The 23,381-nt window shown below is 43.9% G+C and carries 27 protein-coding genes, 5 tRNA genes and 1 riboswitch; of the genes, 26 read left to right on the top strand and 6 right to left on the bottom strand.

Annotation, left to right across the window (positions count from 1 at the left end; translation table 11 throughout):
• Positions 1 to 684 carry an AHH domain-containing protein gene (locus tag NH462_RS11785; protein ID WP_017217242.1) on the top strand — a complete coding sequence of 228 codons (684 nt, stop codon included), beginning with the start codon at positions 1 to 3 and terminating at the stop codon, positions 682 to 684.
• Between the two features lies 1 nt (position 685).
• On the top strand, positions 686 to 1,321 hold the full coding sequence (locus tag NH462_RS11790; RefSeq protein WP_045962598.1) for a DUF1629 domain-containing protein: 636 nt from the start codon (positions 686 to 688) through the stop codon (positions 1,319 to 1,321).
• Positions 1,322 to 1,389: 68 nt separating this feature from the next.
• Here the strand turns inward: NH462_RS11790 and NH462_RS11795 are convergent, their stop codons facing one another.
• The 3 genes from NH462_RS11795 to NH462_RS11805 all read right to left on the bottom strand — a co-directional run bounded on the left by NH462_RS11795 (position 1,390) and on the right by NH462_RS11805 (position 3,103).
• A complete protein-coding gene (locus NH462_RS11795) occupies positions 1,390 to 2,046 on the bottom strand; it encodes a hypothetical protein (RefSeq protein WP_010368842.1) in 657 nt (218 codons plus the stop codon).
• A gap of 81 nt (positions 2,047 to 2,127) precedes the next feature.
• Positions 2,128 to 2,595, bottom strand: a complete 468-nt coding sequence (locus NH462_RS11800) for a hypothetical protein (protein ID WP_253105784.1) — start codon at positions 2,593 to 2,595, stop codon at positions 2,128 to 2,130.
• Positions 2,596 to 2,752: 157 nt separating this feature from the next.
• Positions 2,753 to 3,103: a helix-turn-helix transcriptional regulator gene (locus NH462_RS11805; protein ID WP_253105785.1), complete on the bottom strand. Its 351-nt coding sequence runs from the start codon at positions 3,101 to 3,103 to the stop codon at positions 2,753 to 2,755.
• A 346-nt stretch (positions 3,104 to 3,449) separates the two neighbouring features.
• Between NH462_RS11805 and NH462_RS11810 the strand changes: the two genes are divergently transcribed.
• Positions 3,450 to 3,683 (top strand): hypothetical protein, encoded by a 234-nt coding sequence (locus tag NH462_RS11810; protein WP_010607079.1) that lies wholly within the window; start codon positions 3,450 to 3,452, stop codon positions 3,681 to 3,683.
• A gap of 125 nt (positions 3,684 to 3,808) precedes the next feature.
• Here NH462_RS11810 and NH462_RS11815 read toward each other — a convergent pair whose 3' ends face one another.
• A complete protein-coding gene (locus NH462_RS11815; protein ID WP_253105786.1) occupies positions 3,809 to 5,887 on the bottom strand; it encodes a TonB-dependent receptor in 2,079 nt (692 codons plus the stop codon).
• Between the two features lie 111 nt (positions 5,888 to 5,998).
• Between NH462_RS11815 and NH462_RS11820 the strand changes: the two genes are divergently transcribed.
• From NH462_RS11820 to NH462_RS11855, 8 genes are all read left to right on the top strand, one after another.
• On the top strand, positions 5,999 to 6,388 hold the full coding sequence (locus tag NH462_RS11820; RefSeq protein WP_130126973.1) for an acyl-CoA thioesterase: 390 nt from the start codon (positions 5,999 to 6,001) through the stop codon (positions 6,386 to 6,388).
• Between the two features lie 125 nt (positions 6,389 to 6,513).
• The gene (locus tag NH462_RS11825) at positions 6,514 to 6,933 is read left to right on the top strand and encodes an META domain-containing protein (RefSeq protein ID WP_010368829.1); all 420 of its coding nucleotides are present in this window, start codon (positions 6,514 to 6,516) and stop codon (positions 6,931 to 6,933) included.
• 68 nt (positions 6,934 to 7,001) lie between these two features.
• Positions 7,002 to 7,131: riboswitch (TPP riboswitch) on the top strand.
• A 118-nt stretch (positions 7,132 to 7,249) separates the two neighbouring features.
• Positions 7,250 to 9,202: a phosphomethylpyrimidine synthase ThiC gene (gene thiC / locus NH462_RS11830; protein ID WP_010368827.1), complete on the top strand. Its 1,953-nt coding sequence runs from the start codon at positions 7,250 to 7,252 to the stop codon at positions 9,200 to 9,202.
• 58 nt (positions 9,203 to 9,260) lie between these two features.
• The gene (locus NH462_RS11835; protein WP_253105787.1) at positions 9,261 to 10,274 is read left to right on the top strand and encodes an FAD-dependent oxidoreductase; all 1,014 of its coding nucleotides are present in this window, start codon (positions 9,261 to 9,263) and stop codon (positions 10,272 to 10,274) included.
• On the top strand, positions 10,271 to 10,468 hold the full coding sequence (gene thiS, locus NH462_RS11840; RefSeq protein ID WP_253105788.1) for a sulfur carrier protein ThiS: 198 nt from the start codon (positions 10,271 to 10,273) through the stop codon (positions 10,466 to 10,468). The genes NH462_RS11835 and thiS overlap by 4 nt, the downstream gene beginning before the upstream one ends.
• Before the next feature lie 2 nt (positions 10,469 to 10,470).
• Entirely contained in the window at positions 10,471 to 11,268 is a 798-nt protein-coding gene (locus NH462_RS11845) for a thiazole synthase (protein ID WP_253105789.1), read from the top strand.
• Positions 11,269 to 11,302: 34 nt separating this feature from the next.
• Positions 11,303 to 12,826 (top strand): thiamine phosphate synthase, encoded by a 1,524-nt coding sequence (gene thiE, locus NH462_RS11850; protein ID WP_253105790.1) that lies wholly within the window; start codon positions 11,303 to 11,305, stop codon positions 12,824 to 12,826.
• A complete protein-coding gene (locus tag NH462_RS11855; RefSeq protein WP_253105791.1) occupies positions 12,819 to 13,568 on the top strand; it encodes a HesA/MoeB/ThiF family protein in 750 nt (249 codons plus the stop codon). The genes thiE and NH462_RS11855 overlap by 8 nt, the downstream gene beginning before the upstream one ends.
• A 185-nt stretch (positions 13,569 to 13,753) precedes the next feature.
• On the opposite strand, the gene asd is transcribed toward NH462_RS11855, so the two are convergent.
• Entirely contained in the window at positions 13,754 to 14,620 is an 867-nt protein-coding gene (gene asd, locus NH462_RS11860; protein WP_017217228.1) for an archaetidylserine decarboxylase, read from the bottom strand.
• 98 nt (positions 14,621 to 14,718) lie between these two features.
• A complete protein-coding gene (gene rsgA, locus NH462_RS11865; RefSeq protein WP_010368812.1) occupies positions 14,719 to 15,771 on the bottom strand; it encodes a small ribosomal subunit biogenesis GTPase RsgA in 1,053 nt (350 codons plus the stop codon).
• Between the two features lie 161 nt (positions 15,772 to 15,932).
• Here rsgA and orn point away from each other — a divergent pair, with 161 nt between their 5' ends.
• The 15 genes from orn (at position 15,933) to NH462_RS11940 (ending at position 23,221) form a co-directional block, all read left to right on the top strand.
• A complete protein-coding gene (gene orn, locus NH462_RS11870; protein WP_010368811.1) occupies positions 15,933 to 16,478 on the top strand; it encodes an oligoribonuclease in 546 nt (181 codons plus the stop codon).
• A gap of 165 nt (positions 16,479 to 16,643) precedes the next feature.
• Positions 16,644 to 16,719, top strand: a tRNA-Gly gene (locus tag NH462_RS11875).
• A 194-nt stretch (positions 16,720 to 16,913) separates the two neighbouring features.
• Positions 16,914 to 16,989: transfer RNA gene (locus tag NH462_RS11880), tRNA-Gly, on the top strand.
• Between the two features lie 128 nt (positions 16,990 to 17,117).
• Positions 17,118 to 17,193, top strand: a tRNA-Gly gene (locus NH462_RS11885).
• 126 nt (positions 17,194 to 17,319) lie between these two features.
• A tRNA-Gly gene (locus NH462_RS11890) sits at positions 17,320 to 17,395 on the top strand.
• 195 nt (positions 17,396 to 17,590) lie between these two features.
• Positions 17,591 to 17,666: transfer RNA gene (locus NH462_RS11895), tRNA-Gly, on the top strand.
• 206 nt (positions 17,667 to 17,872) lie between these two features.
• Positions 17,873 to 18,214 carry a 30S ribosomal protein S6 gene (rpsF, locus tag NH462_RS11900; RefSeq protein WP_010368810.1) on the top strand — a complete coding sequence of 114 codons (342 nt, stop codon included), beginning with the start codon at positions 17,873 to 17,875 and terminating at the stop codon, positions 18,212 to 18,214.
• A 38-nt stretch (positions 18,215 to 18,252) separates the two neighbouring features.
• Positions 18,253 to 18,582, top strand: coding sequence for a primosomal replication protein N (gene priB / locus NH462_RS11905; RefSeq protein ID WP_010368809.1), 330 nt, complete (start codon positions 18,253 to 18,255; stop codon positions 18,580 to 18,582).
• An 11-nt stretch (positions 18,583 to 18,593) separates the two neighbouring features.
• Entirely contained in the window at positions 18,594 to 18,821 is a 228-nt protein-coding gene (gene rpsR / locus NH462_RS11910) for a 30S ribosomal protein S18 (RefSeq protein WP_002962753.1), read from the top strand.
• A gap of 35 nt (positions 18,822 to 18,856) precedes the next feature.
• On the top strand, positions 18,857 to 19,309 hold the full coding sequence (gene rplI / locus NH462_RS11915) for a 50S ribosomal protein L9 (RefSeq protein ID WP_010368808.1): 453 nt from the start codon (positions 18,857 to 18,859) through the stop codon (positions 19,307 to 19,309).
• A 414-nt stretch (positions 19,310 to 19,723) separates the two neighbouring features.
• Positions 19,724 to 20,137, top strand: a complete 414-nt coding sequence (locus NH462_RS11920; RefSeq protein ID WP_253105792.1) for a type IV pilin protein — start codon at positions 19,724 to 19,726, stop codon at positions 20,135 to 20,137.
• On the top strand, positions 20,121 to 20,579 hold the full coding sequence (locus NH462_RS11925) for a GspH/FimT family pseudopilin (protein WP_010368806.1): 459 nt from the start codon (positions 20,121 to 20,123) through the stop codon (positions 20,577 to 20,579). The genes NH462_RS11920 and NH462_RS11925 overlap by 17 nt, the downstream gene beginning before the upstream one ends.
• Positions 20,570 to 20,992, top strand: a complete 423-nt coding sequence (locus tag NH462_RS11930) for a prepilin-type N-terminal cleavage/methylation domain-containing protein (RefSeq protein WP_253105793.1) — start codon at positions 20,570 to 20,572, stop codon at positions 20,990 to 20,992. The genes NH462_RS11925 and NH462_RS11930 overlap by 10 nt, the downstream gene beginning before the upstream one ends.
• Positions 20,989 to 21,477, top strand: coding sequence for a prepilin-type N-terminal cleavage/methylation domain-containing protein (locus tag NH462_RS11935; protein ID WP_253105794.1), 489 nt, complete (start codon positions 20,989 to 20,991; stop codon positions 21,475 to 21,477). The genes NH462_RS11930 and NH462_RS11935 overlap by 4 nt, the downstream gene beginning before the upstream one ends.
• Before the next feature lie 4 nt (positions 21,478 to 21,481).
• The gene (locus NH462_RS11940) at positions 21,482 to 23,221 is read left to right on the top strand and encodes a polymer-forming cytoskeletal protein (RefSeq protein WP_253105795.1); all 1,740 of its coding nucleotides are present in this window, start codon (positions 21,482 to 21,484) and stop codon (positions 23,219 to 23,221) included.
• The last annotated feature ends 160 nt before the right edge of the window (positions 23,222 to 23,381 follow it).

Below are 23,381 nucleotides of genomic sequence, written 5' to 3' on the forward strand. Positions count from 1 at the left end.
ATGAGTGAAGAAATTGAAGAACAAATCGAAGGGATGGTTGATAAGGACAAAAAGTATAGAGATAGATTAATCGCAAATATTAAACACAAGAAAGATCATCCATTCCATAATGGTATTCATATGGCGGCTCATCACTTGATTTCGAAAGAGGCTGTCAATGTCGCTCAGTTAGGGAGCTTACTAATCCATAGAGGTTACAACATAAATTTAGTTGAAAACTTGGTCTTTTTACCCAGCACCTTACAAGGTGCTTGTCAGCTGAGAGTGCAATTGCATCGTGGCGATCACACATATGCTCTGCCTAAACAAGAGGCTTATCACGATCAAGTTGCTTCAGGTATAAACAAAATAAAATCAGATCTAAAAAAATGCACACCTCGAACTCAAAAAGATACAAGTGAAATTCAAAATATCTTGGATCTTGAAAGTAAGGCTATATTAAAAAAAGTCGCAGAGTTCAGAGTCCCATTAAGCTCGGTTTTTAGAAACTTTAAGCCTTCAAGCAAAATAGGTTGTTCTAATAATAATGAAATTGATGAGTGCGAAGAACAGGTAACGCGTTGTAACCATGAGAGGAAGCATGTAGGTCAGATAAATTATTTATACCCATATGGTAATGTTCGTAAGGTTCCTCAAGAAATTAAATATGAGAAATCTTACTATAAACTTAAAGTAGGGAATTAATGTGGATAAAAATTATAATGAAGAATACTATTTAATTTTAAAGGATTTTAATGATTATACCTTGTATCCGATGGCATTAGAAAAGTCGGCGGATAGAGACTTTGAATTTGAGCGATTAATTTGGGGACAAGAACCGCTTTTCTTTGAAAATAGCTACAAACAAGAAGATATCAAAAGAAATATCAAAAGGCCTATCCCAACCGTTATGCTAAACATGGTGACTCCTATAATTAGTAGCCAAATTAGAGAGCGGCTAAAATTTTTTAATTTTGTCGGGATGCAGCTATATCCAGCTGTGTACATTGACGATGGTGGTAACTATCACGAAGACTATTGGTGCATGAACTTTTGGCAAGAGCTGGATTGTTGGGATAGAGAAAAGTCTAAAACAGAGAAAGCGACGAAAGAAGAATTGGCAGATCCATACTTTATGTCGAGAATCGACGTTTATAAATACCACTTAGATAGTGAAGTCTTGGATAAAATCCCAGAAGAAGAGCGCTTGATATTTAAACAAGCAGGTGGTCTGAAGTATGTCTTTGTCCATCAAAAAATTGCAGATATCTTTTTTGAGGAGAAGGCGACGGGCGTTAACTTAGTCAAAGTGTCCGATTTTGAAGAAGGGATGCAGTTTTAGTTTTATATCTGAGTAGAATAAAAAATAAAACCCGCGGGAGCGGGCTTTATTTTTTACAAGCTATTGCCCTATTTGGGTTCGCTTTCTAATTCCTCATCTGGCGTATCAGGGCGCTGTCGTTCGACAAAAATGGTAGCTAATATGGTGGTGACTACGCAGGAAAGTAAAATCGACTTTAGGATTTCGTAGTTATAGTATATTAAGCCCCAGCTCCAGAATTGTTTGGCAAAGCTTTCATCTACGCCGAAATGTTCTAAATTACGAATAATATTTTCACCGAAGGCCGCGAGGTCAACTAGAATAAACGCAAAGTAAATGCCATATAGGATAGGGTCTGCATGAGTCATATATATGGAACGCCAATTATCAGGTGCTGTGCGTCTAACATAACGAAGAGATAATCGAACGCGATATTTCATTATCATTAGGATTGTTAGATCAACAAGGAAATGGGATCCAAACATCAAAAGGTTGCCTTGAAAAGGTGGTAGTCCCATACTATTTAACGAAACAACGTAACTCACTAAACCATATTCTATAGCTGTCATTATTAACAGTAGTGCCACAATGTGCTTTATATTTTCATGGTTTTTAGCCATAAAGCAAAATATAATAATGCAGGCAAGCATTACAGTATCTGCATAATGATTGAAATGGATATAAATTACTGAAAGTGAAGCTGCAATTGCTGCACAGATAAGTAAAAAGATCCAAGATGTTCGCATTTTATTTCCTTACAGTAAGCCCTATAACTTTCAGCTTTCGGTGGCTTAGTTTTAGATGCTAATAGTGATTGTAATTTTGGCCTATGGTTTTTCGGATGGTTCCAACTTCGGCTCATCTATTTTTGCGCCACCGGTTCCGCCGATGGTTTTTCTAATTTCATCAATACCTAAGACTGTAAAGTTGAAGGTACTAGCTTTTGCATCTGCGAATAGCACCCTAGGAGCATCACCTTTAGCTCCCCCAGCTCCGCCAAAAACTTGCTTAATATTACCGTCAGTTAAATAAACTCGGTCGGAAGCTGTAAATTTATTATGTGATTTTTTAACTTTAGGGTCATCAGCTTGTCCTCCTGTAGTGCCACCAATCACCTGATTAACTGAGTCAGCACTAAGTGATGATTTTTTACTTGGCGCTACTGAGTCACTTTCGACTTTTGGGTCTTTTACTTTTGGCCCAAGCGATCCACCGGATACCCTGTTAGCTTGTTTTTGGGTAAGTGCTGTTAAAGTTACGAGCCGGTTAGCTATATTTTTTATAAAAAAGCGCATAATGACGTCCTTTCTAAGTTAAGTTTTGCGGTGTTTAGTTTCCACTCCACTTTACTCCTTAACAATAAAGTTGAAAACATCGTGTTGCAAATAGACCTTATTCGTAACTTTATTATTTGCCACTTTAATGAGGGGCAATGAAAGTGCGCGTCTTTCATTAGCCGTTATCCTCATTGCTTGGTTTGTTATTTCGCGGAGTTGGCGACTTGCGCCACAATTTGGCGTCGTCAATTTTGTCTCTTAAGGCAAGGATTTGTTCTCTAAGTGGATTAAGGTTGATACCGCAGGCGTCGCACCATACTTCAAAATATTCGTAGGGAAATTTGCTTACGCCTTTTTCGTAGTTTTCATAAGTGCCACGCTCCACGCCGACCAAGTTAGCCATTTCTTGCGTGGTTTTGCCAGCGACTTTGCGCATGCGGCGCAGGTCGTCTCCTGTAAAGCGCTTATCAAATTTCCCCACCAACTCAATCTTTTTTGCCTGTCGCACTCGCGTAACAAACAGCATCAGTCCCTATTTAGCTGGATGTACGCTATTTGTTTGTCTCTATTGTTCGCTTAACCAAGTTGCATTTTTGTATCTAAACCGTAAACGCGAGTCTATCGTAGAAAATTTCTTTTTCAAGAGTAGTCCGCCTAAAAATGAACATTTTGTTGCATTTAATTAATCTTCGCTCGATTTTTTAGGCGAAGCCTGAGATGAGTAACTCATTATTTAACTGAGGTGTTGCGATGATGATTTTGGCGTTTTTAATTAATTTACAAATAAATTCAAAAAAATTTTCTTCGCGCAGATTTTTGCTCGAAGCTTTTGTTACTTTAGTGTGAAATAAAGTGACATGTTGGAGAGCAATATGGATTATCTACGCCAATATCATGACTTAACGATTTATTACGATGCCCTCAAGAAGGCGGCAAGGCAGGGTGACGAGGTGCCAGACACCACAACCAAATGGTTAGCACTGGTGGAAACAACCCTGTTTGAACTGCAAGAGCTTGCCCATATGGAAAAGGCTTACATGCAGAAGTCAAAAACGATGAATAATCTGGTTGAGTTGGTGTATTCCAGTGCCCCAAGCATGGAATAACTAAAAGGGTAATTGCTTTTTGAGTTTTTGCGGTGAGGGGGAACGTTTTACTCTAATTTTACGTTCCCCCTTTTTTCTTTTTGTGCCCGTTTATCGCCTTATGTGTAGGCGATAAACGGGTCGTACTACAGTTCGTAAGTCAAACTTAGACCATAAACGCGCGGCTCGCCGTACTGTACATAGGTATTGTCTTGCCAGCCGTCTAGTGGATTATTACCAAACCTAAAGCCACGTACCACAATGTCTTCTTCTGCAAGATTTCTACCCCAAGCCGTTAATGACCAGTTGTCACCATAGTAACTAAGGCTTGCGTTGATCAGGTTATGATTACGCGCTTGTTCGTTGTGACTATCCGAGAGGTAATAGTTGTCTTTGCCTTCCACACCTAATTCAACCACTAGGTTATCCATTAACTCGTAATTAACGGCAAACGAGTATTGATAATTTGGCGCTTGTGCTTGGTCGCGACCATCAAGGTTTAGGCCACTGGCAGCCACAAAGTCTTCAATCTCGGTCTCTAAATAGCCTGCGCTGTAGCTAAAACCAAGACGGTCCGTATATTGTAGGTTACCTTCAACTTCTAGGCCGTAGTTACTGCCTTTACTGGCGTTGTCGATGTAGCCTGCAAATTGCTGGTTAGAAACTTGCCATTGCTTTAACTGGATATCATCGCGTTGCATATAAAAAGCGGTAACACGCACAAGGTGACGTTTGTCTTCAGACTCACCTTTTACGCCAAACTCAGCGTTCCAAACATACTCTGGGTCAAAGTAATGGTGTTCGGCCGGAATGTTTAAACCTTCATCTTTGGCTTTTGCTAGTGCTTCGCCGTTTACACCGCCGACTTTGTAACCGCGAGTAAGGCTGGTGTAGATCATCGTGCGCGGTACAACTTGATATTCAAGTGCGACTTTTCCGCCCCACATTACATCATCGGTTTCGATACTAAAGCCGTTACTATCTAAATAGTCAGCGTCATATTGCTCTGCGCGAAGACCACCGATTAGGCGAGTTTTGTCTGAAAGGTGATGCACGTATTGACCAAAAATCGCCTTACTTTCTACGGTGTATGCTGACGTAAATGGGTTCTCAAGCCAAGTGTAATGACGGGTCAAATCAACATCGTTACGCTTTGCAAAAACACCTATCACCCAGTCATTTTGTTTATCTTTGATTAAAAACTCTATGTTGCCATTTTCATGGTTACGCTCGTAGGCATCGGTTGAGCTGTATCCTTCTGGGTGTAATCCTGCTGCGCATAGCGCTGGCTGAGCTGCGTCATTACATACCCAATCTTCGTCGTAGCTATATAAAGTATCAGCATCTAGCCCAGATACTTTAAATTCCACATTGAATAAGTCTGAGCGAGTATAAATTCCGCGTAGTGAAAACGCATCGGAGCTGAGGTTGTCTTGGCCCGGGTCATCAGCAACACTGTTACGTGAATTATCTAGGGTGAAACCGTCGTACCCGTTTTCAGTATCAATATGGTGATAAGCAAACTCTAGTGCGAAATTATCGCTCACTTGAGAGTTAAGTTTCACTCTTGCTACTTGCTCGTCTTGTTGCTGAGTAGGTTTGTTTAGGTAGAGGTTATCTACGTAGCCGTCAGACTCTCGTTGATAAAGGCTGACGCGCACAGCGGTGTCGTCGCTTAACCCTGTGCCCGCCGCAAGGCCTGCTTCGTAGCTACCATAATTACCTGCGCCTAACTTCACTTTTAATGAGGGCGCTGTGGTAGCGGCTTGGGTATTTACTTCAACGATTCCTGCTAAAGCATCTGAACCGAATTTAGTGCCTTGAGGGCCGCGATACACCACCACTGACTCAGTATCAAAAAGCAGCGCACTTGCGCCTAATCCTGAGTAATTAATACCGTCAATTAATAAGCCAACGCTGGGATAAATAGGATCAACAAACTGTGAACGTAAGCCGATCCCTCGGATTTGCATAAAGCGACCACGAGATGCACCTGCCGTAAAGTTAACGTTAGCGGTGGCACCCAGTATCTCATCTAAATATTGCGCACCACGTTTAGCGATAGTGAGTTCGTCCACCACCGAAGCGCTTGCACTTAATGTCTGGATAGTTTCATTCTGAAAATCGCCGGTGACGACAATAGTTTCTAGGTTATCGTCGGCAAGTACCTGATGAGAGAAAAATGGCAGCAGTGCCAGGGTGATCGTAGAGAGTTTTAACTTCATGCTTAATCTTTGTCCCATTTTTAATTGGGCACAGTTTAACAAAAGCCAGACCAGTTGACAGTGAAATTGTGTTATATGTTAGCCCGCAAATGTTAAACAAATAGGCCAGATATGAGTTTTAAAGTTGATTTTAAAGTCCGAGACTATGAGTGTGACTTACAGGGAATAGTTAATAACAGCGTGTATTTTAATTATTTAGAGCACGCAAGACATGAGTTTTTATTGGCGAATAACGTTGATTTTGCAGCGCTTGCAGAGCAAAAAGTGAACTTAGTCGTTATTCGTAGCGAAATGAATTACAAAGACTCGTTACGTCCAGGCGATGAGTTTTATGTTGAAGTCGCACTTGAGCGTGAAAGCAGAGTAAAGTTTGCATTTAAGCAAAAAGTAATAAGAGCGCATGACGATAAACTCATGCTTGATGCTGTGGTCACTGGAACTTCGGTAAATGAGCGCGGTAGACCGTTTTTACCTGACGCTATTACACACTTATTTAATTAAATACTACGATATGTAAACATGGCGACGGTAAAATACTCAATTGAGTGATTTTTACAGAATTTTACTGCTATTTTTGTGTCTTGAAACGTTATAATAAACTCAGGGCATAAAATAGTTGGTTTACCATGAAATTCATCAGCATAATCGGCGCAATAATGGCGCTTAGTGGATGTATATCGACAGGGAAGGTAGACACGGAAGCGCTTAAGTATTCCGCTTGGCAGTTACAGAGTATTAATGGCCAAAATATTACGCAATTACAATCAGACGCTGGACTTGGTGAAAAGCCTATTGATATTCGTTTTATCGATGCACTGCAGGTCAACGGTTTTGCGGGTTGTAATCGCTTTTTTGGTGAAGGCGAAATTGTCGAAGGGCAGTTAAAAGTTAAAAACTTGGGCATGACGCGTAAGTACTGTGGTGAAGAAATCGCTCAGGTTGAATCGCAGCTTATTAACCAATTACAAATTGGTGTCTTGCTTGAAGTAAATGCTAATAAGTTGACCTTAAAAGGAAAACCTCAGTTTAGTTTTATTAAACAATAAGCTGAAAATAAGAATTCCAGTGTCAGTGCTTGCGAGCTTTCGTGTTAGCAAGTAGACTGGCGCTAATTCGTTACTTGTCGGAGTGCCTTGAATTTTTGCAGCAAATTTGTTGCAAATAGTCGGGCTGAGATCGCATTTTGCGGGATCCGTGGACCTGATCAGGTTAATGCCTGCGTAGGGAACAAGACAGCAAACGCGCTGCGTTTGTCTGTAGCAATAGTGGTTTATTGCTATCCACCTTACCCGAGGACTATCCTCGTCTCTCTCCTTTTGGAGATCTGACAAGACACCTTTGTATGAAAATAAGAGGGACGTCATGTCAAACAATAGTAGCAAGCTAAGTCGTCGTGAAGCGCGAGCAGCCGCGGCAGAATTTATCCATAACCTTAAAGGCCAACCTTTTCCAAACTCACATAAAGTTTATGTGAAGGGCGAGCAAGCAGGCGTACGCGTTGGTATGCGTGAAATCACGCTAAGTGATTCGTTTGTAGGTGGCACCGAAGAAAATCCGGTATTTGAATCAAACGATCCCATTCGTGTTTATGATACTTCAGGTCCATACACAGATCCTGAAGTACCGGTTGACGTTCGTGCTGGTCTTCCTAAATTTAGAGAGCAGTGGATAGTTGAGCGCGATGATACCGAAATGCTAGAGTCGGTGACGTCACAGTTTTCTCAGCAGCGTATGGCGGATGAAGGGCTTGATCATATTCGCTTTGAACACCTACCTAAAATCCGTCGTGCTAAGGCGGGTAAAAATGTCACGCAAATGCACTACGCCCGCCAAGGGATAGTGACGCCTGAAATGGAATATGTGGCGATCCGTGAGAATATGGGACGCGCTAAGTTGCGTGAAGAATTGCTCGCGCAGCAACACAAAGGCCAATCGTTTGGCGCCAGTATTCCTGAGTTTATTACGCCTGAATTTGTGCGTGATGAAATCGCCCGTGGTCGTGCTGTACTGCCAAACAATATCAATCACCCTGAGACTGAGCCGATGATCATCGGACGTAACTTCTTAGTCAAAGTTAATGCCAATATCGGTAACTCATCTGTGACCTCTTCTATCGAAGAAGAAGTAGAAAAGATGGTATGGTCGACCCGTTGGGGTGCAGATACCGTAATGGATCTGTCTACAGGGCGTTACATTCATGAAACCCGCGAGTGGGTGGTACGTAACTCTCCTGTGCCAATCGGTACTGTACCAATCTATCAGGCACTAGAAAAAGTGAATGGCGTTGCCGAAGATCTAACCTGGGAGATCTTCCGCGATACCTTGATTGAACAAGCTGAGCAAGGCGTGGATTACTTTACTATCCACGCGGGAGTACTACTGCGTTACGTGCCGATGACGGCAAAACGCGTGACAGGTATTGTGTCTCGCGGTGGTTCAATTATGGCGAAGTGGTGTTTAGCGCATCACAAAGAAAACTTCCTCTACACGCACTTTGAAGACATCTGTGAAATCTTAAAACAGTATGATGTTTGTTTCTCATTGGGCGATGGCTTACGTCCGGGTTCTATTGCCGATGCCAATGACGAAGCGCAATTTAGTGAACTGCGTACCCTTGGTGAGTTAACTAAGCTTGCGTGGAAACACGATGTTCAGGTCTTTATTGAAGGCCCTGGACACGTGCCGATGCATATGATCAAAGAGAATATGGAAGAGCAGCTAAAGCACTGTGATGAAGCACCGTTTTACACGCTTGGCCCACTCACAACCGATATCGCTCCGGGTTATGATCACTTCACTTCAGGGATCGGTGCGGCGCAAATTGCGTGGTATGGCTGTGCGATGCTGTGCTATGTGACACCAAAAGAACATTTAGGCTTACCGAATAAAGAAGATGTAAAAGAAGGCTTGATCACCTACAAGATCGCGGCGCATGCAGCGGATCTGGCGAAAGGCCATCCGGGTGCTCAAGTTCGTGACAATGCGCTATCTAAAGCGCGTTTTGAGTTCCGCTGGCACGATCAGTTTAATCTCGGTCTAGATCCAGAGCGTGCTCGTGAATATCACGATGAGACCTTGCCACAAGAGTCGGGCAAAGTCGCTCATTTCTGCTCTATGTGTGGTCCTAAATTCTGCTCGATGAAGATCACTCAGGATGTGCGTGACTATGCAAAAGAGTTAGAAGCGCGAGGCATTGATCCTAATAATGTAGGCGAAGAGATCAGCATTAAAATGGTGGATGTTGAAGCCGAGATGAAAGCAAAATCAGAAGAGTTTAAGCAATCAGGCTCTGAGCTTTACCACAAAGCGATATGATCTATCCCATCATAGCCACCTTGATGCCCGTCGGGTGGCTAATTTTAGGAGTGTAGCTATGTCTACTCAAGCACGTGTTGCTATCTTGGGTTTTGGCTTAACTGGGCGCATCGCCGCGTTGATGCTCGCTGAGCGTTATCAAATCAGCGTATTTGAACAAGCAAAGCAAGGTACGGAGAGCTCAGCAGGTAGTGTGGCGGCGGCCATGTTAGCACCGTTGGCTGAGTCTGTGATATGCGATGAAGCATTGGCGCGGCAGGGGCTGGAGTCCTTGAAACTCTGGCCACAATTACTGGCGAAACTGGAAAGCCCGGTATTTTTTCAGCAGCTAGGCTCTCTTATTGTGGCACATGGCCAAGACCGTGGTGATTTAGTGAGTTTTCAGCAGCGCTTAAAGCCGTTAAAAGATCATAGTGCGGAAGTGGTGAATGGTACTCGGATCGCGCAATTGGAACCAGAGCTTGGCGGTGTGTTCCATCAAGGCTTGTATTTACCTTGCGAAGGCCAGCTTGATAATCAGGCGTTCTATCAAAGTAGTGCGGCAACATTGACGAAGCAAGGTGTAGAGATTAACTACGGTGTCCATTGTGATGAAGCGCAAAAGGCGCAGCTTAGTCAAGCGTATGACTGGGTGATTGATTGTCGCGGTCTTGGTGCGAAAGCTACGTGTAATGGGCTTCGTGGTGTGCGTGGCGAAGTAGCGAGAATTTATGCCCCAGAAGTGACCTTAACTCGACCTGTGCGCTTGATGCACCCCAGATATCCCATTTACATTGCGCCAAAACCAGACCATCAATTTGTTATTGGTGCGACGGAAATTGAATCGCAAGATAATGGTGAGATAACGGTACGTTCTACACTCGAATTACTCTCTGCTGCTTATTCAGTTCATCGTGGGTTTGCCGAAGCGCGAGTATTGTCTTTATTAGCAGGGCTTAGACCTGCGTTTAAAGATAATCACCCCAAAATTGAACAACAAGGTAATGTGATCAGTATTAATGGCCTATATAGACACGGTTATCTGCTGGCACCGCTTATCGTGAAACAAGCACTATCTAAGGAGTTATTATGAAAGTCGAATTTAATGGCGAAGCGATTAATATCAACCGCGAGCAAAATATTCAGGAATTTATTGAAGCCAGAGGTGCCAAACCGCCTTTTGCCGTCGCGCTTAATGGTACTTTTGTTTCTCGTACGGAGCTGCCAAGCGTGACACTAAGCGACGGTGATAAGATTGAGCTTTTATCGCCAATTCAAGGGGGATAAACATGCAGTCTTTGACTGATACTAAGCTCACTATTTATGGTGAACAATTTACTAGCCGCATGTTAATTGGCTCAGCACTTTATCCTTCTCCAGAGGTAATGCAGGGGGCTATCGCCACCTCAGGTGCTGAAATTGTTACTGTGTCGCTGAGACGCCAGCAAACTAAGCAGGCGGGTGATGACTTTTGGTCACTTATCAAAGAGATGGGACTACGAGTCTTACCAAACACGGCAGGCTGTCACAGCGTAAAAGAAGCGGTGACCTTGGCGCAGATGTGCCGGGAAGTGTTTGCTACGGATTGGATTAAACTTGAGCTCATTGGTGATGAATATAACTTACAGCCAGACCCAATTGCATTGCTCGAAGCCACCGAAATTTTGCTAAAAGACGGGTTTAAGGTATTGCCTTATTGCACTGATGATTTGGTGCTGTGTCAGCGTTTAGATGCGCTTGGTTGTGAAGTTTTAATGCCTTGGGGCGCACCAATTGGTACGGGAAAAGGGCTGTTAAATCCATATAACCTGCAAACCATTCGCACACGTTTGCCCCATCAAACCTTGATTGTCGATGCGGGACTCGGCTTGCCGTCTCACGCTTGCCAAGCTCTAGAGCTGGGTTATGATGCCGTACTATTGAATTCGGCAGTGGCTGGGGCGGGTTGTCCTATCACCATGGCAAAAGCGTTTGAAGCCAGCACGATTGCAGGGCGTCTGTCTTATTTGGCAAAAGCAATGCCACAAAAAGAGGTGGCATCACCTTCTACGCCAACCTTAGGCATGCCTTTTTGGCACGCAAACTAACTTGAATTGCGGATAACTATATAAGGAGTTCTCTTTGTCACATATCGTTTGGAGTATTGCGGGTTCTGATTCTGGCGGTGGCGCTGGTATTCAAGCGGATATCAAAGCAACGCAGAGCTTTAATGTTCATTGTTGTACCGTAGTAACTGCGTTGACGGCGCAAAATAGTTTAGGGGTGGAAGCGTTAAACCCGGTTTCGACCACGGTTATCGAATCTCAGCTGACGGCGCTTTCGCAAGATATGCCTGCAACGGTGATAAAGATTGGCATGCTCGCCAATGTTCAGCAGATCCAACTGATCGCTGAACACCTCGAGCATTATAAAGCAACATGGGAAAAGCCGCCGCTTGTGGTTTATGACCCAGTAGCCATCGCGACGAGCGGGGATTCATTAACCGAAGAAGACACGGTGGATGCGTTAAAAACCCATTTATTACCGCTGGTGGATATCATTACACCCAATACACACGAAACTCAGCTGCTGACAGGCGTGTATTTGATAGGTCCTGAAGCGGTAAAAGAGGCTGCTGCCAAATTGCGTGAATTCGGTGCAAAGTCGGTGATCATTAAAGGCGGTCATTGGGATTACCCAAAAGGCTACTGCATTGATTATGGCTTAGCGGGTGATACCGAGTATTGGCTTGGCAATGAGAAAATTCAAACACCGCATAGCCATGGTACTGGGTGTAGTTTATCGTCAGTGATCGCGGCATGTATGGCCAAGGAGTACCCATTTAAAGATGCTTTTATTCTCGCTAAAGCATACATCAATGCAGGACTAAAAGCGGCGATACGTTATGGTGAAGGTGTGGGCCCTGTTGCGCATACGAGTTTTCCAGTTGATCTCAATGATTACCCGCAAGTGATAGAAGCGGGCTCTTGGCTTGCTGATGAACTAGAGTTTGCATTACCTGAGGAATTTAATTTTGCTGCAGGCTTTGCCAACATTGACGACCCTATTGGCCTTTATGCCGTGGTAGACAGTGCAGACTGGGTGGAAAAATGTCTCGCTTTAGGTGTCGGTACGGTGCAGCTGAGAATTAAAGATCCAGAGCAAGCTAACCTTGGAGCTGAAATACAAACTGCCATTGCACTTGGACAAAAATACGATGCGAAGGTGTTTATTAACGACTACTGGCAGTTAGCGATTAAACACGGCGCTTATGGAATTCATTTAGGCCAAGAGGATATCGATAAAGCTAATCTTGTTGCCATCCAAGAGGCAGGGCTGCGCTTAGGTATTTCGACCCATGGTTTTTATGAAATGCTCAGGGCACATAACTATCGCCCAAGTTATTTGGCTTTTGGTGCCATCTACCCAACCACGACTAAAGACATGACTGGCCAAATCCAAGGGTTGGAAAAGCTGACACATTTTGTACCTTTGATGCAAAGCAGCTATCCAACCGTCGCTATTGGTGGCATTGATCTTAGCCGAGCACAGGAAGTGGCTGCAACAGGCGTCTCTAGTATCGCGGTTGTAAGAGCCGTCACTGAAGCCCAAGACCCACAGCAAGCTGTACTTGAATTAAAGCAAGCTATGGCGCGGCATGACTGAACTCAATGACAAAGAGCGGCTAAGGTATAGTCGCCATTTGCTGTTAAAAGAGGTCGGGGAGCAAGGCCAACTCGCATTGAAGCAGGCGCATGTGGCTGTGGTTGGCTGCGGTGGGCTGGGAAGCCCAGCGTTGTTTTACTTAGCGGCGAGTGGCATTGGTAAGCTTACTTTTGTTGATGACGACGACGTGGAATTGTCTAACTTACAAAGGCAAATTCTGTATAAGGTGAACCACCTTGGTCAGCAAAAATCCAAAGCAGCAGCAAAGGTGCTGGCAAGTCTCAATAACGAGATCACATTAGTACCAATGAATGCGAGATTGACTGATAAGAACGTCGCCGAGTTGCTCCGTGATGCAGATATTGTCCTGGATTGCAGCGATAACTTTACTACCCGTTATTTGCTCAATCGGTATTGTTATCAAGCGAGCAAGGTGTTGATAGCTGGAGCCGCGATTGCCACGCAAGGCCAACTAATGTGTTTTGATTTTAGAGCCAAGTCGCCTTGCTATGCTTGCGTTTTCCCTGAGGGTTCGCAAACATCAGTGGAGAATTGTGACAACTTTGGCGTCATTAGCCCATTACTGGGGGTGATCGGCGCGCAGCAAGCTTTATTGACCATAAACGTGCTACTTGGACATCACCAAGGAAGTGTATTTTGTACGCTAGATGGTATGAGTTTTCAGCAAAAGCAGTATAGGCTCAGTAAAAACCCCGAATGTGAATGTAGTGGCTTGAAGTAGTTTCAAGCCACTAATACCAATTAGTCTTAATACTTGCTCAATTTGAAGGAGTAAATCTGACGCTAACGGCGTTAAAAATTTCTTATTTAGAACAAACTAAATAGCAAAATTTTTGCCTTGTTATCGACAAGATTTTCTCGCCTCAAAATAGGTCACTTAATTAAGCAAATTGGTATAAAAGTAATTTACTCTGCTATTTTTGCGAAAGGTGTACCCATGCGTGTGACAGTCTCTGGGTTTTGGCCATCTAAGAACTCAGCCTTATTTGCCCCCCACGCTAAGATCACGGTAGAACCAAGCTTAAAGCGACCCATCTCTTCGCCTTTTTTCAGCATTATCGCGTTGTCACCTTCTGCTGGATATGTCCAAGTAAAGACATCTCTTCCGGCTGGTGGTGTCACTGTACCGGCCCAAATCGTCTCAATGCTAGCGACGATAGTTGCACCAACCAATACCATAGAAAGCGGACCAATCTCAGTGTCAAAAATAGCAACAACTCGCTCGTTACGAGCAAATAAATTAGGCACATTTTGCGCAGTAAGTGGATTTACTGAGAATAAGTCGCCTGGTACATAAATCATTTTACGAAGTGTGCCATCAACCGGCATGTGGATACGGTGATAATCCTTCGGCGCTAGATAAATCGTTGCAAACTTACCACCAACATAAGGCGCAACGTCTTCTTCTTTACCACCTAGCAGCGTCTGTAAGCTGTAGTTGTGGCCCTTAGCTTGGATAATTTGACCATCGACGACATCACCAAGTTGGCTGATTGCACCATCAACTGGGTGGGCAAGGATATCGCTATCTTCTGCCAAAGGACGGATCCCCGGCTTCAGCGGACGGGTAAAAAACTCGTTAAAGGTTTTATAGTGAGCTGGATCTTCGTGCAATGCCTCGCTCATGTCGATTTTATATTGTTTGATAAACAGCTTAATTAGCTTTGTGGTTAAGGCGCCAGCTTCTGCTGCGGCAAGCTTACCAACCAAACGAGAAACCGCATGTTTAGGTAATGCATATTGCATGGCAATTTTTAGTTTATCCAAATTCACTTTTAACAGTTCCTAATTATTAGTCTTGTCACTTTCGCTTTTTTGTATTGCGAAGTGGCTATCGGGCTCAAGTCATTGAGCCAATTTAGCAAATATTATCAGACTCTCGGCGCGCGCGCACCTGCGCGGCCATCAGCCATAGACTCTAAAATACGATGGTAACTTTCAAAACGTAATTCGCTGATTTTACCTTCATCTACGGCTTCACGAAGTAAACATCCCGGATCGTTCAGGTGTTTACAGTCTCTAAAGCGGCAACCGCCAATAAACTCCCTAAATTCTTTAAAGCACCAAGTGACGCGTTCCACGTCTAAGTGCCATAGGCCGAACTCACGGATCCCTGGGCTGTCGATCAGGTTTCCACCGGACGGCAAGTGGTGTAAGCGCGATACTGTGGTTGTATGTTGCCCTAAGCCGCTATTTTCGGAGACTTCTTTGGTGAGAATATCTGCATTGGGTAGTACCGTATTGACCAACGTTGATTTGCCAACCCCTGATTGTCCAACAAAAATGTTATTTTTGTCCTCAAGCATGTGTTTTAACTCGTCAATGCCTTCGCCTGATTTTGTACTGACTAACAGTACGCGATAGCCAAGCTCACGATATATATCTAAGACTTCATCAATATATTCGAGGCTTTCTTGGTCAAGCAAATCAATTTTATTTAGTAATAAAATCGGCTCTATCCCCATATCCTCACAAGCGACTAAATAGCGATCGATGATTTGAGGGGTAAATTCAGGCACAACGGCCGACACCATCAATATTTGGTCAATATTTGCAGCAACAACTTTCACACCGTCATAAAAATCTGGACGAGTGAGTTGTGTGCGCCTTTCATGTACAGCCTCAATTACGCCGGCTAAGTCACCATCACTGACCTTGGCACGACGAAAAATGACTTCATCACCGCAAACTAAGCTTGTTACGGTACGACGGATATTGCAACGCAAAACCTCTTGGTCTGTGGTTTCTATATCCGCATGTTGGCCGAAGCGGCTGATCACCACTGCAGCTTCTGTTGGCCCTAAGTTGTCGTTTTGCCATGAAACATCAGATACTTCTGTCTCTTTCGCTTTATCGATTCGCTTCTGATGATTGGCTTTAATCCGACGGGATTGGCCCTTACTGAGTTTCTTTTTCTTTGCCATGTTTATAATCTGTTTAAGCTTAGGCGTGCAGAGCGTTCAAATTTAGGCTATAAATCAATAAAACGCCGCGCATGGTAAAAAAAGCTTTAGGTCGAGTGTTTAAACTAATATGATATATCTAATTGCATTGGATCTAAAGGAAAGTACCGCTAAGGTAAAGTATGACTTTTCATGAATCAAACTTGATCTGGCTCGATCTAGAGATGACGGGGCTAGAACCGAAAACAGATAAAATCTTAGAAATCGCGACGGTGATCACAGACGGTGATCTCAATGTTTTAGCTGAAGGTCCAGTAGTGGCAATTCATCAAAGTGATGAGCTGTTGGACAATATGGATGAGTGGTGCACCAATCAACATGGTCGCTCAGGTCTAACTGCTCGCTGTAAAGCGAGTCAGTTCACGGAAGCAGATGCAGTTAAGCAAACACTAGATTTCCTTAAAGAGTGGGTGCCGCCAGGTGCTTCTCCAATGTGTGGTAACTCTATTGGTCAAGACCGTAGATTCCTCAACAAATACATGCCAGAGCTAGAAGCTTATTTCCACTATCGTAATTTGGATGTCAGTACGATAAAAGAACTTGCGAGACGCTGGAAGCCAGAGCTATTGGGTGAAATAAAGAAAAAAAGCTCTCATTTAGCACTGGATGATATCAAAGACTCCATCATGGAGCTGAAAGTTTATCAAGAAAAATTCTTCAAAGTTTAAAAAACACTTGCAAAGCAAATTTTATCTTGTAGAATCCTGCCCCGCTTGAGATGACAAGCCTTGCGGGGTTTCTTGAGCATAAATAAAGCAGTACAAGCTCAGCTGCTACAGGTAAAGACGCGACCTTGCGTAGTTACCGACAATATAATGAGCTAACTATGGAATGCGGCACTAGCTCAGCTGGTAGAGCGCGACCTTGCCAAGGTCGAGGTCACGAGTTCGAACCTCGTGTGCCGCTCCAAACACTTGCTTTAGGTGTATAAACTAAAAAATGTGATGCGGCACTAGCTCAGCTGCTACAGGTAAGGACGCGACCTAGCGTAGTTACCGACAAATTCAGAGCTAAATATTGTGATGCAGCACTAGCTCAGCTGCTATAGGTAATCAACGCGACCTTGCGTAATTATCGACAACACAATGAGCTAACTATGGAATGCGGCACTAGCTCAGCTGGTAGAGCGCGACCTTGCCAAGGTCGAGGTCACGAGTTCGAACCTCGTGTGCCGCTCCAAACTTCTCAGTTTGTATTCGACTGGAAAAATAAAGAATATGATGTGATGCGGCATTAGCTCAGCTGCTAAAACGTTAGACGCGACCTTTAGGTTGCGCCCAGCGGAAAATTAAGAGCTACATCGGAATGCGGCACTAGCTCAGCTGGTAGAGCGCGACCTTGCCAAGGTCGAGGTCACGAGTTCGAACCTCGTGTGCCGCTCCAAACTTCTCAGTTTGTATTCGACTGAAAAAACAAAGAATATGATGTGATGCGGCATTAGCTCAGCTGCTACAGGTAAGGACGCGACCTAGCGTAGTTACCGACAAATCCAGAGCTAAATATTGTGATGCGGCACTAGCTCAGCTGGTAGAGCGCGACCTTGCCAAGGTCGAGGTCACGAGTTCGAACCTCGTGTGCCGCTCCAAACACTTACTTTAGGTGTATAAACTAAAAAATGTGATGCGGCACTAGCTCCGCGGCTACAGGTAAGGACGCGACCTAGCGTAGTTACCGACAAATTCAGAGCTAAAGATTGTGATGCGGCACTAGCTCAGCTGCAGTAGGTAATCAACGCGACCTTGCCTTTATTACCGACAACATAACGAGCTAACTATGGAATGCGGCACTAGCTCAGCTGGTAGAGCGCGACCTTGCCAAGGTCGAGGTCACGAGTTCGAACCTCGTGTGCCGCTCCAACTCTCCTAAATATTCTTATTTTTCAATCATTCTAAAAACCCCTTGCAGATATAGCTTTATTCCACCAATTTTTCATAACAAACTGATTGCTTAATTTTAATGCTACGCGTAAAATACGCGCTCTTTCGGCCTTACTATTATCGTTCCTTGCCTTACCCCGACTGGCCGAAACGGGACAAGGCTATACTAACCGTAAGGAATATCCATGCGTCATTACGAAATCGTATTCATGGTTCACCCAGACCAAAGTGAGCAAGTACCTGGTATGATCGAGCGTTATACTGGTGCTATCACTGAAGCTGGCGGTACTATTCACCGTCTAGAAGACTGGGGTCGTCGTCAACTGGCTTACCCAATCGAAAAGCTTCACAAAGCACACTATGTTCTTTTGAACGTTGAAGCACCAACTGAAGTAATCAACGAGCTTGAAACTTCTTTCCGCTACAACGATGCAGTGCTTCGTAACCTAGTTATGCGTACTAAAAACGCGGTAACTGAAGCGTCTCCTCTTGCAAAAGAAGAGAAAAAAGAAGCAGCTTCTGCTTAATCGTTGTTGATTTCGGATTTGACTAACCTTTCGAGGTAATGGTGAGTAATCAGGTTGACCTGTATACCAATCAATATCTGCTTTCGGGCGTGATTTGTAAAACACCTAAATTTAGTCAAAGCCCAGCTGGGATCCCACATTGCATATTTGTACTTGAGCACAAATCAATGCAATTAGAGGCTGACCTTACTCGAAATGCCTACGTGCGTATTCAAGTGGTTGCCAGTGGAGAACAGTTCCGAAACCAAACTGAGCATTTATACGTTGGGCAAGCATTACAAGTTCGCGGTTTTATAAATCGCCACGAGAGCCGAAATGGCTTGAGTCAGCTGGTATTGCACGCACAACATATTGAAAGAATTAATTGAGGAAATTACTCATGGCACGTTATTTCAGACGTCGTAAGTTCTGCCGTTTTAAAGCGGAAGGCGTACAACAAATTGATTACAAAGATCTGGCTACTCTTAGAAACTACGTAACAGAAAGTGGCAAAATCGTACCTAGCCGTATCACAGGTACTAGCGCTAAATACCAGCGTCAGCTAGCAACTGCTATCAAGCGTGCTCGCTACCTAGCCCTTCTTCCATACACTGACTTACACAAGTAAGCAGCTGATTACTAGTTTTTAAAAGGTGTAGAGACATGCAAGTTATTCTACTAGACAAAATTGCAAACCTAGGTAGCCTAGGTGATCAGGTTAATGTTAAATCTGGCTTCGCACGTAACTTCTTATTCCCTAAGGGTAAAGCAGTTCCTGCAACTAAATCTAACATTGAAACTTTCGAAGCACGTCGCGCTGAGCTTGAAGCGAAAATCGCTGAAGAGCTAGTTGCTGCACAGGCACGCGCTGAAAAACTAGAAGCACTAGCTGAAGTAACTCTAGTTTCTAAAGCGGGTGACGAAGGTAAGCTATTCGGTTCTATCGGTACTCGCGATATTGCTGATGCTATCTCTGCAGTAGGTGTTGAGGTTTCTAAGTCAGAAGTTCGTCTACCTCTTGGTACTATCCGTGAGACTGGCGAGTTCGACGTAGCTATCCAAGTACACTCTGACGTTACAGCTACGATCAAAGTAATCGTAATTGCTGAAGCTTAATTTTTAATTGAGCTTAAAAAAGCCGTGTATTTTTATACACGGCTTTTTATTCACTTAATTTACCTAAATGATCCCGAGTTTCGGATAGTAAAAACCTAGTTAACAGATATTCTTAATACTATTGGTTTTGTTGGTATCCAACTTTTAGGTTGAATTAAGTAACCCCTCGAAGAAAATCATAATAATAATCTTATTCATACCAATTTAAGGTGTGACATGGATGATCCTCTCGCTCAAAGTTTGCCTTATATCAAAAGGCAATACTGCTGTAATGTGGTGTAATAAGTTTCCTTTTTAGAAACTTTCGCTCCATGTTATGTTTACATATTATAGGTTAGTCCTTTTCTTTGTCTTTTGTCTGTCATACAGTGGAATAAAATGACAGCGCTATCAATTTAGTGGTGGAATAATTAAATGTCTGTAAATAAAGGTTTTACGCTTACGGAGCTATTAATTGCCGTTGCAATAGTGGCGATCACAGCCAGCGTGGCATATCCGTCATATGTGGAATACGTTCAGGATGGACGTCGTTCGCAAGCACAGCAGCAAATGTTGGAAATGGCGGGGGTGATTGAACGCATATACAGCCGTAATAGTGGCTACCCTGATGCGAGTTTACTTACAGATCTGCCTGAATCTAAATTCTACATGTTTAAATATATTCCCACTGATAAACCAAATGGCGCAGTTGGGCAGTACCGTAATTTGGGATATCAATTTACAGCCACGCCAATAGTGGGAAAAGCACAAGCGACTGATAAATGTGGTGTGCTAAGTATCAACCATCTTGGTGAACAAGGACCGAAGAACAATGATTGCTGGCAATAGACATTTAGGGTTTACCTTGCTTGAGCTGCTTATTGCCATGGCAATACTTGCAATTTTAGCTTCGATAGCTGCGCCAAGTTTTATAAAGCAAATTCAGCAAGACAGACTTACGACACATGCTAATCAACTGCAGGCGGTATATCGCTTGGCCCGCAGTGAAGCGGTTCGACGTGAGCAACAGGTATCACTGGTCGTTGAGGACAGCGACTGGGTTGTGAAAACCAATGAAAATGGCCAATTGACCGAAGTGGGGCGGTTTTCTATTAAGCATAGCTCGATAGAAGTGGCACTGGCCGATCAAGTTGTGCGCGAAAGTGGCGAAGTGCTGGCGACAAACAATATATTGATCACCGACAACATTACCGATACCCAGGATTATCGTTTATGTGTGCTGGTCAGTGGTCAAAGTTGGTTAGCTGAGGCGGAACAAAATTGCAGTTAAGTAAGGGGTTTTCTCTCATTGAGGTCGTGGTGTCGATGTTGGTGGCTGGGCTTATGTTGCTTGGTCTTGCTGCGACGCAGCTTAAGTCATTACAGTTTGCCTCCAATAGCTTTCAATACACGATGGCGTTAATTCATGGCCAAAATGCAATTGAGAGGATATGGCCCTTGTTATGTGAATTGCAACACAACAACGATGATATGACACTTGCTAATCCACTTATTCAACAGCTGCATCCAGCGGATAGTCGCTATACGTTAGCGCTGCCTCCGGTATATAGCAATAACATGCAGCTTACAGTGAGTTGGGAAGATAAACGGGTAAAAAACTCTGCTGAAAACCAAATTTCTTTGACTACCAGTTACCCAAATGTTGAGGATACTTGCGCTCCACCACCAGGAGGAGGCGTATGAAACAAATAAAGGGATATACCTTACTGGAACTCATGGTCGCGATGGTTGTGGGATTAGTATTAGTGATTGGGATTGCAACGTCATACACGTCGATAAAAGAAACGGTGACGACAAGCCAGCAGCTTGCGACATCACAAGAGATTGTTCGCTATACCAATCGAGTGCTGATGCGCAGCATCAAGCAAACTCAGGAAATCCCTACTGTGACGGCGACCGATATTACGATCCGGCAATTGGCTGGGGTGCCCGCTTGTGATGGCAGTGTCCCCACGGTTGACTACACTGAACGCTATTTTTTACAAGATGGGTATTTAGTGTGCGATCGCGGCACTGGCGATATCAATCTTTTGAAAGGGGTAACTGGACTCGCGTTTGCAACCGATGCCAGTGGTCAGTTAATTACAGTCACAATACAAGGTAGTAGTTTTCCGACACAATACGGTACAGGCATACAGATGAATTTTTACGCTGGATTAGGTAGCTAATACAATGAAACAACAAGGTTTTACACTGGTTAAAGTGATGCTGCTTGGCGGCATGGCTAGCGTTGTGGTATTCGCTTCCCTCAAGGAAGGTGTTGTACAAGAAAGGTTAAGTGGTAACTTCCAAAAAGACATTAATGCAAGATTAGTGGCTGAACAAGGGATCAGAGAATATCGTCAAAAGCTGGATGCGGCGTTAAGTGGCAATCCACAAGATGTCAATGCGCTGATAAATGGTATTAGTAAAACCGGTAGTGGAACGATCTCTGATTCGCAATATCAGATCTCGGTTAATGCCAATGGCAATGAGTTTGAAATTGAAAGCTTAGGTCAGCGTCATGGTGAGCACGCGAACCATCGGCTAGTTGCGCGCTTCGAGTTACAGCCAGCAGCGAAAGAGTCCATATTCCAAAATGCGGTTACTGGTTGTAAAGGTGTGAACCTATCTGGTAGTGGCTCTGTTGACAGCTATGACTCATCGAAAGGCACTTACGAAGAAACAAAAAGCCATGATGGTGATGTACACACTGTGGTGGGCGATGCAGATGTGGTGCTATCAGGTCACTCTCCGATTAAAGGCGATGTTGAAGCATCTGGTGTGATTTACTTAAAAGGTTCTTCACCTATTTTGGGTGACGTTAGATCAAATACTGGGGTAGATATTTCGCCGTCATCAAGTGGTATTCGAGTAGAAGGTAATGTCTACAGCCGCGGCTTTTTTACCCATAGAGGCGGCAAGATCCAAGGTTATGTGCGCGCCATGGGTGACGCGAAAATGGAGTGGGGCGCTGAGATCATCAACCAAAATGGCGATGCGTTCGATATTCAATATACTGGCAGTGGTCAATTTAAAGATACTGGCTTGCAAGTTCAAGATGGTGTGCATTACTCCGATGCTAAATTTAGAGTCGCTGATTTAGTGGTTGAGCCGGTAAAGGTGTACGATCCTGATTCTCCCGACTACGACCCTGCAAAGCCTAATAAAGAGTGTGATCCTTTGGCGTTACCCTTTAATATGGATAGCATTATCGATCCTCGTAATCGATTTACTCCTCTCAATGTAGGCGCGCAACAAATCTTACATTTTAAACCAAAACAGGCAGTGTATGAGCGTAATGGATCGAGCGTGTATGTTGCCAAAGAGCACACCATTTATTTATTCCAAGGAGTGGATCAAAACCTCGGCACAGCGACAGAAAAAACTCAGCTCGCGTTTCCATTTAAAGGGTTGAAGTTAGGATCTGATGGCAAAATCAAGATCTCAGGTGGCGATGTGATTTGGTTGATTGATGGTGACCTCACATTAACTGGTGACACCCATATCTGGATAGAAAAAGAAAGTTCTCTGACCGTGTTCACTACTGGCAAAGTTTCTATTGGTGCAAGTGCTAAGGTTATTGCTGAGCAAGAAGGCTTAACCAAGAACAGCAAACTGCCCGTGTTTAGCGTGTACTCTTCATTTGATGGTCCCGAGGGTTTTGTATTTAGCGGCGCATCGTCACTATATGCTGCTATTTATTCACCGTTAACTTCTATTCTGTTGAACGGCAGTGGGCAATTGTACGGTACAGTTCGAGGGGCATCGATTACTGGTACCGGTGGTACAGGGATCCACTTTGATCAAGCATTAAAAAATGCAGGCATTGGCGTACAGCCGCCGGGACAAAAGCCGAAATTAGTCTTTAAGGGCTGGCACTATAAACCTTACCAAGTTGCCGACGAGAGCGAGGCTAACAGCGCTGAGTAACTTTCCTGAGTGGAGCGTCAGGTTCCACTTTTTGCTGCTAAATAAAAAAGTAAAATTTTTTCCAACCCTTTTAAACCATTTCTGATTTTATCTGCGTCTAAATAAGTACTTTATAAAAAAGTAGAAATTGGCAATTGAGCGTTGGTGACTTTGTTTGTTC

The organism is Pseudoalteromonas sp. OANN1 (assembly GCF_024124685.1).
Taxonomy (GTDB): domain Bacteria; phylum Pseudomonadota; class Gammaproteobacteria; order Enterobacterales; family Alteromonadaceae; genus Pseudoalteromonas; species Pseudoalteromonas piscicida.